Below are 12,698 nucleotides of genomic sequence, written 5' to 3'. Positions count from 1 at the left end.
CCCGCTGTCAGGCCTCCGCTTCGCTCCGGCCTGATGGGGGGGTCCGCTGCGCTCTCCCCCGTCTGACGGTCCTTCCGGCTGCGCCTCCAGAACCGTTGGGCCCGCTATCGCGGGCCTGGCTGACTACGAGGGCGGGTGCGGTGGGTGGTTATTCGATGTGTCCGGTGGTTGGGTCCACCTGCTTCAAGAAGTCCCGTGCTGACGCTTGCAGTTCCGGCTCGCTCAATGCTCTGGCCGGCTGCACGGCGGAGGTGAAGCCGTACCCGGGGTTGGGGCCTGACAGCCAGGTGAAGTCGTATGTGCCCAACTCGTCGGGTCGCTCGGTGACCTCGAACGTTTCCCCGTCGACCATCAGTGTCAACCGCCGTGTGCTGCGTCTGTCCATGACTGGTCAGTATGCCGGGGTCCTGGTATCGCTCGTTCGTGTCAGTGTTTCAGGGTAGCGTGTGCATCAAGTTGATGCACCATGTAGCATTGGGAAAAATGCAGTACACCTTCCAGCCGACCGAACGGGGCACGCCCCGCGCGCTATCGGCAAAAGGGAAAGCCGTATGCGGACTGTTCAGGAGGTGGCGCGGGATCAGGTCCGGCGCAGGCAAAGGGGTCTGGAGGTCGCTGCCGTTGCGGAGAGGGTCGCGGAGGCTGCTGTTCGCGAGCGTGAGACAGCGGGGCAGTTGCGGCGGGGTGGTTCCTTCTCCGAGTTCGGGATGGACCCGGAGCGGCTGGCCGACGCATGGGCGGCCAAGCACGCCGAGTGGCAGCGCGTCAGGACTTGATGGCTGCTGTCGGTTGGGGTGCGTACAAGCCGGAGCACGACGTGCAGGGTTCGGAGTGGGCTCGGGAACGCGAAGGGCGGCGCGTGGATGCTCTTACGGCACGGGCTGTCTTCGAGGCGCGGCGGCGTGAGGAGGCGGACGAGCTGTGGGCGGAGCTGTGGCTGTCCGGGGACCTGGCCGGCGGATCCGGGCGGTGGCCGATCGAAGCAGGCTTCAGCCCGCTCAGGTCCTGGCGCAGCTCGCCGAACGGGTCGTGGTGAGCGACCCTCAGAACCGGACGTGCGAGCTTTCCCCGCATCCGGCTCAAGCAAAGCGAGTTCCGATCTCGGCTGGTCGCTGCGGAGGCCGGGGCGGAGATGCTCGATGGCGTCCTGAACGCCGCTGATGCGGAGCCACGCCGACGCCCCAATAACTGGCTCTAACAAAAGCTGTTGATCAAGTGACTATCGGCTTGGTGGCTCGTTGGTCAGGTCATGGCGAAGCGTCAGTCGCGGCCGGGGCGTTGGTGGGCCACGATGTCGATGAAGCCGAAGACGCCGGGTGAGATCCCGGTAGAGACGGTGCGGGTGGCACGTGCAGCCTTCCCAAAGGGCAGTTCGGCGATACGTATCCGGGACGAACTGGGTGTGATCTTCACCGACGAGCAGTTCGCGGGAATGTTCCCGTCGCGGGGCCGTCACATGCTCTGGCCTGGGGGGCAACGGGGGCTTGGCGCGGAGTTTCCCGTGGTGTCACACGTGTCCCGCCGCATAGGCGTGCGGGTCCCCCAGGGGGGCCGATCGCCTGTACGGGCCCCTACGCGGCGATCTTCACGGCATCCAAGTCAATCGGGGCCTTGGACGAGAGATCGGCTAGGAGGAAGGCGCCCGGAGACTTCCTCGGGGAGCGCGCCAGGCGGTGCCCGGGCCGGGCTGATGTCAGTGGGATCGCAACTGCCGTTTCATATGCCGATGCTGTGACCTGCCGCTCTGTACACGGTCTCAGCCCTGCGGTCGAGGTCCCTGTCTCATGGGCAGGGCCATCTCCTCCTCTGCCCTACAGCATGATCCGGCCCGTGCCGCTAGTGGTGGGCCTGGCGGCGCGGGCGATGGCGGAGTGCATGCAGTCGGCGAGGCCGCGTGTGTCAGCAAGCCCGGAGCCGGCCCTGATCGAACGATCGAGGGCCGGACCAGCGGCATTGGTGGTGATCAGACGGCGATGGTGGCGAGATTGCCGGGTTCGTAGGCGCCGCCCTGGTTGTTGAGGATCACGCCGAGCCGGTTGGTCGCGTTGATCATGGCGATCAGGGAGACCAGCGCGATGGCCTGGTCGTCGTCGTAGTGCTTGCGCACTTGGGCCCAAGTCTCGTCGGAGACACCCTCGTAGCCGTCGATGATGCGTGTGCCCTCTTCGGTGAGGGCCAGCGCGGCCCGCTCGGCCTCGGTGAACACGGTGGAGTGGCGCCAGGTGGCGACCAGGTTCAGCCGGGCCGAAATCTCACCGGCGACCGCGGCGTCCTTGGTGTGGATGTCGACGCAGAAACCGCAGCCGTTGATCTGGCTGGCGCGCAGCTGCACCAGCTCCTGGGTCGGCTTGGGCAGCGGCGACTCATGGATCACCTGGCTGACGGCGAAGATCCGCTTGCCGATCTTGGCGCCGATCTCGTGGGCGAACAGGTTCATACGGGGTTCCATCACAACGTCCTCGCTTGTGAAATCGTGTGCCGCGCGGATCGTCCGCGCAGCGTCCTGACGCTCATAAGGCGCCGGTCGCCGTGGAGCTGTGACAGTCCGGCTGTGTGATGAGGACCACCGAGGTTCTGTGTCACAAGAACGTGAGGGGCGGCGTCTTGTGCGCGACACGAACAAGAGACGCAACAGGCAGGAGCCGATGATGGACGAGGACACCGAGCGAGCGACCGGCGTGACGGGGCACAGCCCTCGCACCGAGGAGGCGCAATCCGCCACCGAGGCGTTCGTCGCCCATCGCAACTTGTTGTTCACCGTTGCCTACGAGATGCTCGGCTCCGCCGCCGACGCTGAGGACGTCCTTCAGGAGACCTGGCTGCGCTGGGCGGACGTCGACCATGACACGGTGCGGGAGCCGCGTGCCTTCCTGGTCCGCATCACCACGCGCCAGGCGTTGACCCGGCTGCGTACGCTACGTCGGCGCAAGGAGTCCTACGTCGGCCCCTGGCTGCCCGAGCCCCTGCTGACCGCGCCCGATGTCGCCGAGGACATCGAGCTGGCCGACAGTGTCTCCATGGCGATGCTGCTCGTGCTGGAGACGCTCGCGCCGACCGAGCGGGCCGTGTTCGTGCTGCGCGACGTCTTCGATCTCGGGTACGACGAGATCGCGCAGGCCGTCGACAAGACCCCCGCCGCGGTCCGGCAGATCGCCCACCGCGCACGGGCCCACGTCGCGGCGCGCCGGCCGCGCGAGGTCGTCTCCCCGGCCCAGACGCGCAGTGCGCTCGCGGCTTTCCAACAGGCCGTCGAAACGGGCGACTTGCAGCGCCTGCTCGACATGATCGCTCCCGACGTCGTGCTGCTGACCGACGGCGGCGGAGTCGTGCGGGCCGCACTGGAGCCCATCGTGGGTGCCGAAGCGGTGGCCAACGTGTTGAGCAGGCTCACGTCCGCGACCTTGCAGCCGGCCCAGGTCAACGGCCACCCGGCACTGATCCTGCGCACGGGCGGCGAGATCGACACCGTCCTGGCGGTACGCCTCGAGGGCGGCCTCATCACCGGGCTCTACGCCGTCCGCAACCCCCAAAAGCTGTCACACATCGACCGGGAAACCGCAGTGGGCCGCTGAACGCCGTGGCGGCCGAGGGATGAGCGGACCCCGGGGAACACTCCCCGAGGGCCGTCGCTGGGTGGAAGCGCTAGTACTCCAGACGCGTATCGGCTCCAGATCCCGCCGGTCTCGTTGCGCAGGCGGGTGGTGGTCTTGTTGTGGCAGTCCGAGAGCGTCCGCGGCGACGGGAGTGGGCATCTCCAGGAGTTGCTGCCAGGATGGTGACACCGTGGGCGGCAGCCACTGGGACGCCCACCTCGTTGAGATGTGCGGACAGGTGATCGGGGCGGAAAGGCTGGCCCGCGCGGCCTTGGGGAACAAGGCGGATGCCTGGTTGGCGGCGGTGTTCATGTGGTCGCGGTCGGTGATGTAGGCCAGCAACAGGGAATCGGTCGCTGGCACGGGGACGGGTCGGGCCGTTCCCCGAGCCGGAGGAGTACGGCTTCCCTGCCGTGCACGACGCCCCTCCCCCAACTCCACGCCCTGCCCCGGCCGGGACCGCTCATGTGCCACCGCCCCGGCGAGAGCAACCCCGCCCCGCCGGGGCGGGCCCCCACGTCCTGCCACCTCGCCCTTTCACTCCATTGCGCCCCTCCCATCACACCGACGGGTGACTGCGCTCAGCGCTCGTGTCGAGCCAAGATCCCTCCATGAAGCCCTCCTTGATCCACCGCGCGTGTGTCGCGGCTGTCGTGCTGGCGGCGACGATGGCTCCGGCCGTGGCAGCACAGTCGGACGACAGTGGCACGCGGGGCGGCACGGCCGCACTGCCCGAAATCGGGGCGAAAGCCCGACTGTTGGGCGAGGAGATCGTTCCGCACAAGCTCTCGTTCCGGGGCACGACGGTCGGCGGACTGTCCGGGATCGACCGGGATCCGTGCACGGGCGAGTACGTCACGATCAGCGATGACCGTTCGGTGCTCCAGCCCGCGCGCTTCTACACCGCCCGGATCGCGGTGGACGGCACCGGGGTCCACTCCGTCGACTTCACCGGCACGCACCCGTTCCTCCAGCCGGACGGCGCGGTCTACCCGCCAGTGAGCGTCGGTGACGGAAAGGCCGTGGACCCGGAGGAAGTGCGCGTGGACCCGCTTAGCTGCGATTACTGGTGGGCACAGGAGGGCGACCGGCCGAAGTCGTCGGATAAGTCGGTGATCCAGCCCTCGATCCAGTCCGCCGCCCGCTCCGGTGCCTACCGGGGGCAACTGCGGCTGCCGCCCAACTACGAGACCACCACTGGCGATTGGGGCATCCGGCGGAACAAGGCGGTGGAGGCGATCACGTTCGGAGCCGGGGGCAGCGTGCTCACCAGCGCTGTCGAAGGGCCGCTGCTCCAGGACGGCCCGGAGCCGACCCTGCGGCACGGCGCGCTGGTCCGCGTCACCCAGCAGAGCCGGGACGGCGACATGCTCGGGCAGTTCGCCTACCCGCTCGAAAAGATCTTCACCGCGCCCGACGGGTCCAGCACGTATCCTCCCGACACCGGCGTGCCCGCGATCCTGGCCTACCCCGGCGATCCCAGCCGCTACCTCGTCCTCGAACGCACCTGGGTGGCAGGCGCGGGCTACAAGATCCGCCTCTTCGACACCACCACCCGCGGCGCCACCGACGTGCAGCACATCGACTCCCTCAAGGGACAAAACACCGCCCCGATGCGCAAGAAGCTGGTCGCGGACCTGGCCACCATGGGCCTGTCCAGGATCGACAACACCGAGGGCATGACCTGGGGTCCGACCCTGCCGAACGGCGAACGCACCCTGGTCCTGGTCAGCGACGACAACTTCACCGATGACGCGGTCACCCAGATCGTCGCACTCGGCATCCGCTGAGCCCCCGGGGCCGCCGGAGGGCGGACCCACCCAAGGGCTCAGGCGATGCAGCAGTCACGTGCGACCGGCCGGTGCGACATCCGCCAACGTCGGCGCTTACTGATGGGCTCGCCTATTCAGCTGTCGCCAGTTCCTCGTGGAGTCCACCCTGCTGGTGACCGTGTGCGGTCGCCGTAGGCGTATCGGCTCCAGCTGCCTCCGGCCTCGGATACGAGGCGGATCGTGGTGACGTGGTGACGTGGTGGTAGCCGAGCGCGCCCGCGACGACGGGAGCGGGCATTTCCAGTACCTGCTGGCAGATCGCCGTGGTGCGGCTGGTGGTCGTGGGGACACCGAGGTCGTTGATCAGCTCGGACAGAGCGAAGGGGTGCAGCGGCTGACCGGCCCGTCGGCCGGGGAACAGCCAGCGGGCGACGGCGCGGAGGACTGAACCGGGCCCGGTCAGCCGGCGGGCACCAGCGGGGTGTCGTACTGGGCAACAGCCCAGGCCAGAGCATGGCAGGAGTACACGAACCAGTAGTCGTACTCCTGCCAGTCGCTGGTGTCTGGAATCCGCAGGCCTACGTTGGCTTTCCCAGAGGTAGTGGAATGTCGAGGCCATCCGTACTCTGTTGTGCTGTCCATCGCCTGGCACGCTATGCCAATGTTGTGGCACTCCGCGCTCACGACCTGAGCATGTCTTGCCGGCGGCCTGCAAGCGGTTCGTAGGTAGAAGGGGAGAGACATGCGTATTCGTTTTCGCGTCGGTCGTGTCGTCGCGGCGGGGGCGCTGCTGGCCGGAGGGCTGGCGACGACCTCGGCGGCCCCAGCCGTGGCCTCGCCCACTGGAGCATTGTCCTGCAGTCACTCGTGGAGCAACCCGTCCGGACAGACGAGCAACGTGTATGGCACCGACGTCAGGCTGCGCTCCGGGCCGCACTCCGGGGCAGGCGGGTGCGCCATCCTCGGGACGCTTCAGGAGGGTGAGTTGCTGTGGGCGCACTGCTGGGACACCGGCACGTCCGTCAACGGCAACCAGGCGTGGTGGCACGTGCGCCGGGAGTCGAACGACCAGAACGGCTGGGTCAGCGACTACTACACCTCGTTCATAACGAACAACGGTTCCCACTGCTGACCGGTTTCTGGAGGTGACAGGGTGGCAGGCGGTACAGCCGGGGCGACGCCCGTACGCTCAACGCCCGGTGACGGCCGCCGCAGATGCGGTAGAGCGCAACGACTGCCCCAAGTGCGAAGTGCCCGTCGGGAGCGCGTGCCGCACGCGCGGCGGCAAGACCGCCACGAAGTACCACACCCCCCGTTTCGTCCTCATTGCCGCGCTGCGCGAGCACCTCGACGTCCTGGTCCCCGCCGACCGCGGCCCGGGGCGGCCGTGGAAGCAGGGCCCCGCGCCCGCGGCGGTGCCCGCGCAGCGCGACAGCAAGCTGATCCGGATCGGATACGCCCGCACCTCAACAGCCCGGCAGGAGCTGGCGAGCCAGCTCGAAGCCCTCCACGCGGCCGACTGCCACAAGGTGTTCTCCGAGCTGATCAGCACCCGGATCAAGGTGCGTCCCGAGCTGGAGGCCGCGCTCAAGCTGGCCCACCAGTTCAAGGAGGCCGCCCCGGAGGCGACGGTCATCTTCACCGTCCACGAGCTCAAGCGGCTCGCGCGCTTTTCCGAACGCTCAGCTGACCGGATCGGTTGTGAGCTTGCCTGATGCCCCGCGTAGGTGTGCGTGACGATCTCGTGGGCGCTCGCCGAATCGAGGCTGTTCGAGCTTCCCTCGACAAGCTGGCCAGTGGTGCAGGTGGTCAGTCTGTGATGGTCACGGACATGGAGGAGAACTCGGCTTCGATCACGGCCCCGCTCTCGTCCTGCACGACCAGCGCTGTGCCGTTCGCAATGATGCGAAGGCGGTAGTCGCCCTTTACCGTGCTGGGGGTCAGGCCATCAGGCCTGTTGCGCGTGAACATGCTTGATGACCACGTCCCGGTCAGCGTAGACAAGGTCAGCCCGTCTCCCCTGCACTGGCGCGCTTTGCCGATCTTGCCTCGCGGCCGCGGTGTGCGAACTCGAACCCATTCAGGGAAGGCGTCGCGCGGGGCGGGTGAGAGCAGGCCCAAGGTTTCGCGCGTAACGGCATCTCGAAGAATGCTGCGGAAGTCATCCCGCTCGGTGATGGATCTGGCGTCAACCCATTCGCTCGGATAGCCGATCTCGGCGAGTGCTGAGACGAGCTGACCCTGTAACAGCACAGGGGAGGGGCGGCACACCAGCCAGGCGTGCCGCCCCTCCCCTCTTTGTGTCCTGGTCGCCTCTACACGGGCTCCGGCAGTACCACCGCGGGCAGCTGTCCCTGTTCGACGTCGTCCCGGTCGATCCGGATGCCGAACAGGCAGCCGACGGCCCGATACACGGCCGGCGCCCAGTCCGACAGGCCCATCTCCGACCACGGACGGGCCGGAGGAGCGAGCCGGGCATGGACGGCACCGTAAGCAGCGAGCCTGTCGTCAAGAACGGACAGGCGGGCCGCGGTGTCTTCGGGAAGCGCGGAGTACCCGTCCAGGAAGGCCGTGCCGAAATCAGCCGACCATGCCATCCGGTCATCGGCCGGAGAGGAGTAGAGGATCATGGCAGGCGCATCGTGGCGGTTGAGCGTCACGCACACCATCTCCTCTCCTTCACGGGACAGAACGTCATCATTGTCGAACTGGGACAGGAACACTGTGGCCGCGTCCCCGTCCTCCAGGACAAAGGACCAGTCGCCACTGGTTCCGACCATGGCGAGCGACCCTTCGACGTCGTCCGGGATGGTGTAGTCCCGGTACGCGACCGGCATCCCGGTCGTGACAGCGCCCAGGCGGTCGAGCCACGCGGACGTGTCAATGCCGCGTATCGCGGTCAACGAGATCCCGTCACGCATACCTGGTGTGTCGCGAGACGGCGTGTCGGCGTAGGCGTGCTCGCCGATCCAGGAGAGGTCGTGGTGGTCGTTGTGCATACCCCCACGGTATCCGTCGGTCCGGGTCAGAGAATCAGCTCACCGACGGGAAGGCCGCAGGCGGCGACGCCTGGAAGGGCAGCGGCCACGGCCTGGTCTTCACCCCCCAAGAACGGCACGCCCATCGAGCCGCGGAACCTGAACCGCTCCTTCGAGGTGCTGTGCGTCCGGGCCGGCGTGCTGAGGCCGGCACAGGCCCCGCCCTGGGGGGCGGGGCCTGTGCTCGGTGTTGGTGTGCTGGGTTGAGCGTCCGGGGCCGCTACCGACGGCCCGCGCTGCAACAACTGCCGCCCGAGGATCACCGCTGAGTGCGGCATCTGTGGACGGATGGCGCCCTGCGAGATGTCCCGGGCTATCGGTCAGCCGTGGTGCGAACGCTGCCAGCACCGATGGGTGACCTGCAGCGGCTGCGACGCCGTCACCCAGGCCCGCGGCGGCACCTGGGAGGCGCCGTTGTGCGCGAGGTGCACCAACCCCGACCCCGACTTCTGGGGCCGCTGCCCGGTCTGCACCACCACCTGGCAGCTCAGCCCCCGCCCCTGTCAGCGATGCGTCCTCGACCAGCAAGTACGCGAGCTCCTCAGTGACGCCACCGGAGACATCCGTCCTGAACTCACCCCGTTCCACGACGCATTGACGGGTGCCGAGCGCCCGGACGTCGCCATCGCCTGGGTCTCCCGCTCGAAGGCACGCGACCTCCTCGAGTTCATAGGACGCGACGAAAGGCCCGTCACCCACGAGGTCCTTGACGAGCTTCCTCCGGGCAAAGTGCTGGCCCACCTGCGCAGTGTCCTGGTCGCGACCGGCGCTCTCCCCCCTCGCGACGAACGGCTCCTCGCCCTCGAGAAATGGATCACCGAGACAGTCCAGGCTCGCACCGATCTCGCCGAGCGTCGGGTCCTGCACGGCTACGCCGTCTGGCACCACATGCGTCGGCTCCGCAGACGTCTCGGCGAAGACCACACGACTCGACTCCAGGATCTGAACGTTCGCTGCCACGTCTCCGCAGCCGACAGCTTCCTCACCTGGCTCAACCGCGGAGGGCTCACGCTGGGGACGTGCACCCAGCCGGACCTGGAACGTTGGATGGCCGATGCCACGGTCAGCTACCGCGACGAGACCGGCCACTTCGTGCGCTGGTCGGTACAGCACCGGCATGCCCGCGGACTCACCTACGGCACCGTCCGCTGGACCGGCCCCCAGGGCGCCATCGACAGCGAGAAGCGCTGGGCCGACGCCCGGCGCCTCCTCAACGACGACACGCTGCCGACCCCGGATCGCGTCGCCGGCCTGCTGCTGATCCTCTACGCGCAGAAGATTGCCACCATCAGCCAACTCACCGTTGGTGATGTCCACATCGACGGCGACACCGTCACGATCACATTCGGCAGCTCGCCGGTCGTCCTCCCCACACCACTGGCCGGCCTAGTCCGCGAGCTCATCGCGACCCGCCGCGGCAAGGCCAAGATCGGCACTCCAGACGGTGTCCCCTGGCTGTTCCCAGGCGGCCATCCAGGCCGCCCTCTCACCGACAGCCAGATCGGCAAGCGCCTCCACAACATCGGGATTCGGCCCAAACAGGATCGGTCCACCGCGCTGTTCACCCTCGCGACCGAGCTTCCAGCCGCGATCCTCGCCCGGATGCTCGGCGTCCACATCAAGGTCGCAGTCCAGTGGCAGAAGGCGTCGGCCGGGGACTGGGCCGCCTACGCCGCCGATGTCAGCCAGAGAGGAAGATCGTGACCGGAGCATTCCGAGAGTTCCAATACCCGACTGCACCATTAGTAGGTGTCTTTGAACTCTGGCCGTGAGGCATTGGCGGCTGGATGATCTGCCGTGTGGGGGTTGGCAGGACGGTCCGGCGGTATTGCCGGGAGTGTGGTGATCCGTTGCCGGTGACGATGGCGGCGGCCGCGGTGTTCTGTTCAAGCCGGTGCAGGTCGCGGCGGTGGCGGAGGATGCGGCGGACACGGTCGCAGGTGGCGGCGATACAGCGGGGCGAGCAGGCGGTGTGTCCGGTGTGCGGGCGGTCGTGGACGGTGGGGGTGGAGCGGTCGAGGTCAGCGGTGTATTGCTCCAACCGCTGCCGGGTACGGGCCTGTCGGCAGCGCCAGGCGTCGCGTTTTGGTGTTGCGGAAACGCCGTAGGTGAACGCCTCGCAAAAACCTCCAACACCCCTGGTTTTGCACGGGGGCTGGAGTCTTTGGGCGGGTGCTTCCGGTGCACCCGGCTCGCGCTCTGTCTGCGCCGGTCGGGCCCGCGCGAGGGTGGTGGATGACCGGGGTCGGCGCCCCTGTGACCGGTCGCATCCTGAGCGGCCGGGCCGGTCCCCGTGAGGGCGGTGGTCGTCATGACCGAGGTGAAGGACCGGGTCGGGAACGTCACCCGGCACCGTTACGAACAGCTCGTCGCGCAGGCCAAGGAACTGATCGCACAGGTCGCCCGCGCCCAGTTCGCCCTGGGCGACATGGCCTTGGAGATCGAGCCGATGCGCCCGGTGGGCGGGTCGATGCCCAACGGCACGGAGGACCTGTTCACCGTCGCGGAGTCACTGCAGCTGTTCGCGGACGATATCGGCGTGGAGCGGAACACCGTGGAGGACTGGCGCTACACCGCCAACCGATGGCCCAAGGACAAGCGCAAGGAAGGGGTGTCGTTCACCGTTCACCGCATCCTGGCCTCGGTCGCGGACGAGGACGAGCGGTGGGCGGCGATCGAGGACGCACCGTTCAACCCGCGCACCGGAGCTCGGCAATGGACGCCGGACGGCGCCAAGCGCGTGGTCGGCCAGCGGGTCGACCGCCCGGTCACGCTGGATGAGAAGGTCGCAGCCGTCGCCGACCTGACCCGGGACGACGAGGTCGCCGCCCAGGTCGCCACCGACCTGCTGAAGCGGCCCAAGGTGACCGAGCACGTCACCCCGGCCGAGAAGATGCGGGTGGTCACCGAGCTGACCCGCGACGACGACACCGCACAGGAAGTCACCCGCGATCTGCTGCGACGCCCGGCGGTGGCCCGCTCGACGATGCGCGACGACACCACGCGGATGCTGGTGAACCGCGCTCAGTTCGACAACACCGCCGAGAGCCGCGAGAAGATCCGCGACCGCGTCCCGGCCGTCCGCAAGATCGAGCACACCCTCGAATACGTGGACCTGGTGGGTTCCTGCCACGGCTTCGTGGCCACCCTGGGACGGCTGGTCCCCAAGATGCGCGGCCAGCAGTTCACCGACGACGAACGCGACACCGTCCGGCGCCAGCTGGCCCGGGTCCGCGCCGCGGCGGACTGGCTGGAGGGCGCGCTCGATCACGGCGAGTTCACCCTGGATGAGCAGCTGACCCAGCTCCTGAAGGGCGAGTAGGCCATGCCGCGGCGCCCGCCGGCCCCGGCCGCGGGAAGCGCGGCCGCTGTCCGAGCACTACGGCGACCTGGTCCGCGTCGCCCTGATGGAAGCAAGACCCGCTGGCCTGCACACCTACCAGCTCATGGTGGCCACCCGCCTCACCCGCTCCCAGGTCGCCCGCGCGGTGCGGCACCTGCGCGATGTCGGGGCGGCCGAACATCTCACCCCGATCATCTGGCGGCGCAAGGACGGCTACATGTTCTCCGACGACCCCGCGGACTGGATCGAGTACGAGAAGAAGCAGCTCGCCCAGATCCTGGGACGGCTGACCCGGATGATCACGGGGACGCTCGAACCCCACTTGGCCCGCTACCCCGATGACGAGTGGGCCCAGCTGGTCACCGACCAGTTGACCGGCGTCCGCTCCACCCTCGCCCAGCTCTCGAAGCCCTCCCGCTCCTGACACGAGTCCTGCCATGCCGACCCCTGTCCGTCACCGGCCCCGCCGCTATCCCTCCGACACCACCATCGGCGAATGGGCCCTGCTCGAACCGTTGCTGCCCATTGAGGCATGCCAGACCAAGACCGGCGGGCACCCCGAGAAATGGCCCCGCCGGCAGATCGTAGACGCCATCCGCTACCTGGTCGACAACGGGACGAAATGGCGGGCCCTGCCTGCGGACTTTCCACCCTGGCAGACCGTCTACGGGTTCTTTGCGCGATGGAACCTGGCCGGAGTGGTCACCTTCATCCGCGACCAGCTGCGGCGCCACATCCGCACAGGCAAGGGCCACTGCCCGTTCCCGGTGACGCTGATCGTCGACTCCCAGTCGGTCAAGGCGGCCTCCACCGTCGGCCGGAACAGCCGCGGCTACGACGCGGGCAAGAAGATCAATGGCCGTTATCTTGAGCCCGCACGAGCGTGTCCTTCATGTGCGTGAAGCACTCTGAAGTTCCCCCGACTCCCGTTGTGGATGCGGTTATCTACCGC

14 protein-coding genes and 2 pseudogenes are annotated in these 12,698 nt (G+C 68.1%); 12 read left to right on the top strand and 4 right to left on the bottom strand.

The window, feature by feature from the left end:
• Positions 1-148 precede the first annotated feature (148 nt).
• On the bottom strand, positions 149-385 hold the full coding sequence (locus tag ACWDZ7_RS41820; RefSeq protein WP_451804054.1) for a hypothetical protein: 237 nt from the start codon (positions 383-385) through the stop codon (positions 149-151).
• Between the two features lie 166 nt (positions 386-551).
• On the opposite strand from ACWDZ7_RS41820, the gene ACWDZ7_RS41815 reads away from it, so the two are divergent.
• From ACWDZ7_RS41815 to ACWDZ7_RS41805, 3 genes and pseudogenes are all read left to right on the top strand, one after another.
• Positions 552-776, top strand: coding sequence for a hypothetical protein (locus tag ACWDZ7_RS41815; protein ID WP_451804052.1), 225 nt, complete (start codon positions 552-554; stop codon positions 774-776).
• Entirely contained in the window at positions 776-1,036 is a 261-nt protein-coding gene (locus tag ACWDZ7_RS41810) for a hypothetical protein (RefSeq protein ID WP_451804050.1), read from the top strand. Before ACWDZ7_RS41815 ends, ACWDZ7_RS41810 begins: the two co-directional genes overlap by 1 nt.
• A gap of 255 nt (positions 1,037-1,291) precedes the next feature.
• Positions 1,292-1,474: pseudogene (locus tag ACWDZ7_RS41805) on the top strand (IS5/IS1182 family transposase); the annotation flags it as partial.
• Positions 1,475-1,963: 489 nt separating this feature from the next.
• Here ACWDZ7_RS41805 and ACWDZ7_RS41800 read toward each other — a convergent pair.
• Positions 1,964-2,449: a carboxymuconolactone decarboxylase family protein gene (locus ACWDZ7_RS41800; protein WP_451804048.1), complete on the bottom strand. Its 486-nt coding sequence runs from the start codon at positions 2,447-2,449 to the stop codon at positions 1,964-1,966.
• 196 nt (positions 2,450-2,645) lie between these two features.
• Here ACWDZ7_RS41800 and ACWDZ7_RS41795 point away from each other — a divergent pair, with 196 nt between their 5' ends.
• The 5 genes from ACWDZ7_RS41795 to ACWDZ7_RS41775 all read left to right on the top strand — a co-directional run bounded on the left by ACWDZ7_RS41795 (position 2,646) and on the right by ACWDZ7_RS41775 (position 7,080).
• Positions 2,646-3,572 carry an RNA polymerase sigma-70 factor gene (locus tag ACWDZ7_RS41795; RefSeq protein ID WP_451804056.1) on the top strand — a complete coding sequence of 309 codons (927 nt, stop codon included), beginning with the start codon at positions 2,646-2,648 and terminating at the stop codon, positions 3,570-3,572.
• Positions 3,573-4,204: 632 nt separating this feature from the next.
• Positions 4,205-5,383 (top strand): esterase-like activity of phytase family protein, encoded by a 1,179-nt coding sequence (locus tag ACWDZ7_RS41790; protein WP_451804046.1) that lies wholly within the window; start codon positions 4,205-4,207, stop codon positions 5,381-5,383.
• Between the two features lie 238 nt (positions 5,384-5,621).
• On the top strand, positions 5,622-5,813 hold the full coding sequence (locus ACWDZ7_RS41785; protein WP_451804044.1) for a hypothetical protein: 192 nt from the start codon (positions 5,622-5,624) through the stop codon (positions 5,811-5,813).
• 294 nt (positions 5,814-6,107) lie between these two features.
• Positions 6,108-6,497, top strand: coding sequence for a hypothetical protein (locus tag ACWDZ7_RS41780; protein ID WP_451804042.1), 390 nt, complete (start codon positions 6,108-6,110; stop codon positions 6,495-6,497).
• 67 nt (positions 6,498-6,564) lie between these two features.
• A complete protein-coding gene (locus tag ACWDZ7_RS41775) occupies positions 6,565-7,080 on the top strand; it encodes a zinc finger domain-containing protein (RefSeq protein ID WP_451804040.1) in 516 nt (171 codons plus the stop codon).
• Between the two features lie 94 nt (positions 7,081-7,174).
• On the opposite strand, the gene ACWDZ7_RS41770 is transcribed toward ACWDZ7_RS41775, so the two are convergent.
• Positions 7,175-7,636 carry a hypothetical protein gene (locus ACWDZ7_RS41770; protein WP_451804038.1) on the bottom strand — a complete coding sequence of 154 codons (462 nt, stop codon included), beginning with the start codon at positions 7,634-7,636 and terminating at the stop codon, positions 7,175-7,177.
• A 44-nt stretch (positions 7,637-7,680) separates the two neighbouring features.
• Entirely contained in the window at positions 7,681-8,364 is a 684-nt protein-coding gene (locus ACWDZ7_RS41765; protein WP_451804036.1) for a hypothetical protein, read from the bottom strand.
• Positions 8,365-8,757: 393 nt separating this feature from the next.
• Here ACWDZ7_RS41765 and ACWDZ7_RS41760 point away from each other — a divergent pair, with 393 nt between their 5' ends.
• The 4 genes and pseudogenes from ACWDZ7_RS41760 to ACWDZ7_RS41745 form a co-directional block, all read left to right on the top strand.
• Positions 8,758-10,107: a hypothetical protein gene (locus tag ACWDZ7_RS41760; RefSeq protein WP_451804034.1), complete on the top strand. Its 1,350-nt coding sequence runs from the start codon at positions 8,758-8,760 to the stop codon at positions 10,105-10,107.
• A gap of 607 nt (positions 10,108-10,714) precedes the next feature.
• Positions 10,715-11,725 carry a DUF6192 family protein gene (locus ACWDZ7_RS41755; RefSeq protein WP_451804032.1) on the top strand — a complete coding sequence of 337 codons (1,011 nt, stop codon included), beginning with the start codon at positions 10,715-10,717 and terminating at the stop codon, positions 11,723-11,725.
• An 85-nt stretch (positions 11,726-11,810) separates the two neighbouring features.
• A complete protein-coding gene (locus tag ACWDZ7_RS41750; protein WP_451804029.1) occupies positions 11,811-12,170 on the top strand; it encodes a hypothetical protein in 360 nt (119 codons plus the stop codon).
• 13 nt (positions 12,171-12,183) lie between these two features.
• A pseudogene (locus ACWDZ7_RS41745) lies at positions 12,184-12,609 on the top strand (transposase); the annotation flags it as partial.
• Positions 12,610-12,698: the final 89 nt, after the last annotated feature.

Source organism: Streptomyces sp. NPDC003032, assembly GCF_053591415.1.
The sequence above is the reverse complement of the archived record's forward strand: the minus strand, read 5'-3'. Positions and strand labels throughout refer to the sequence as shown.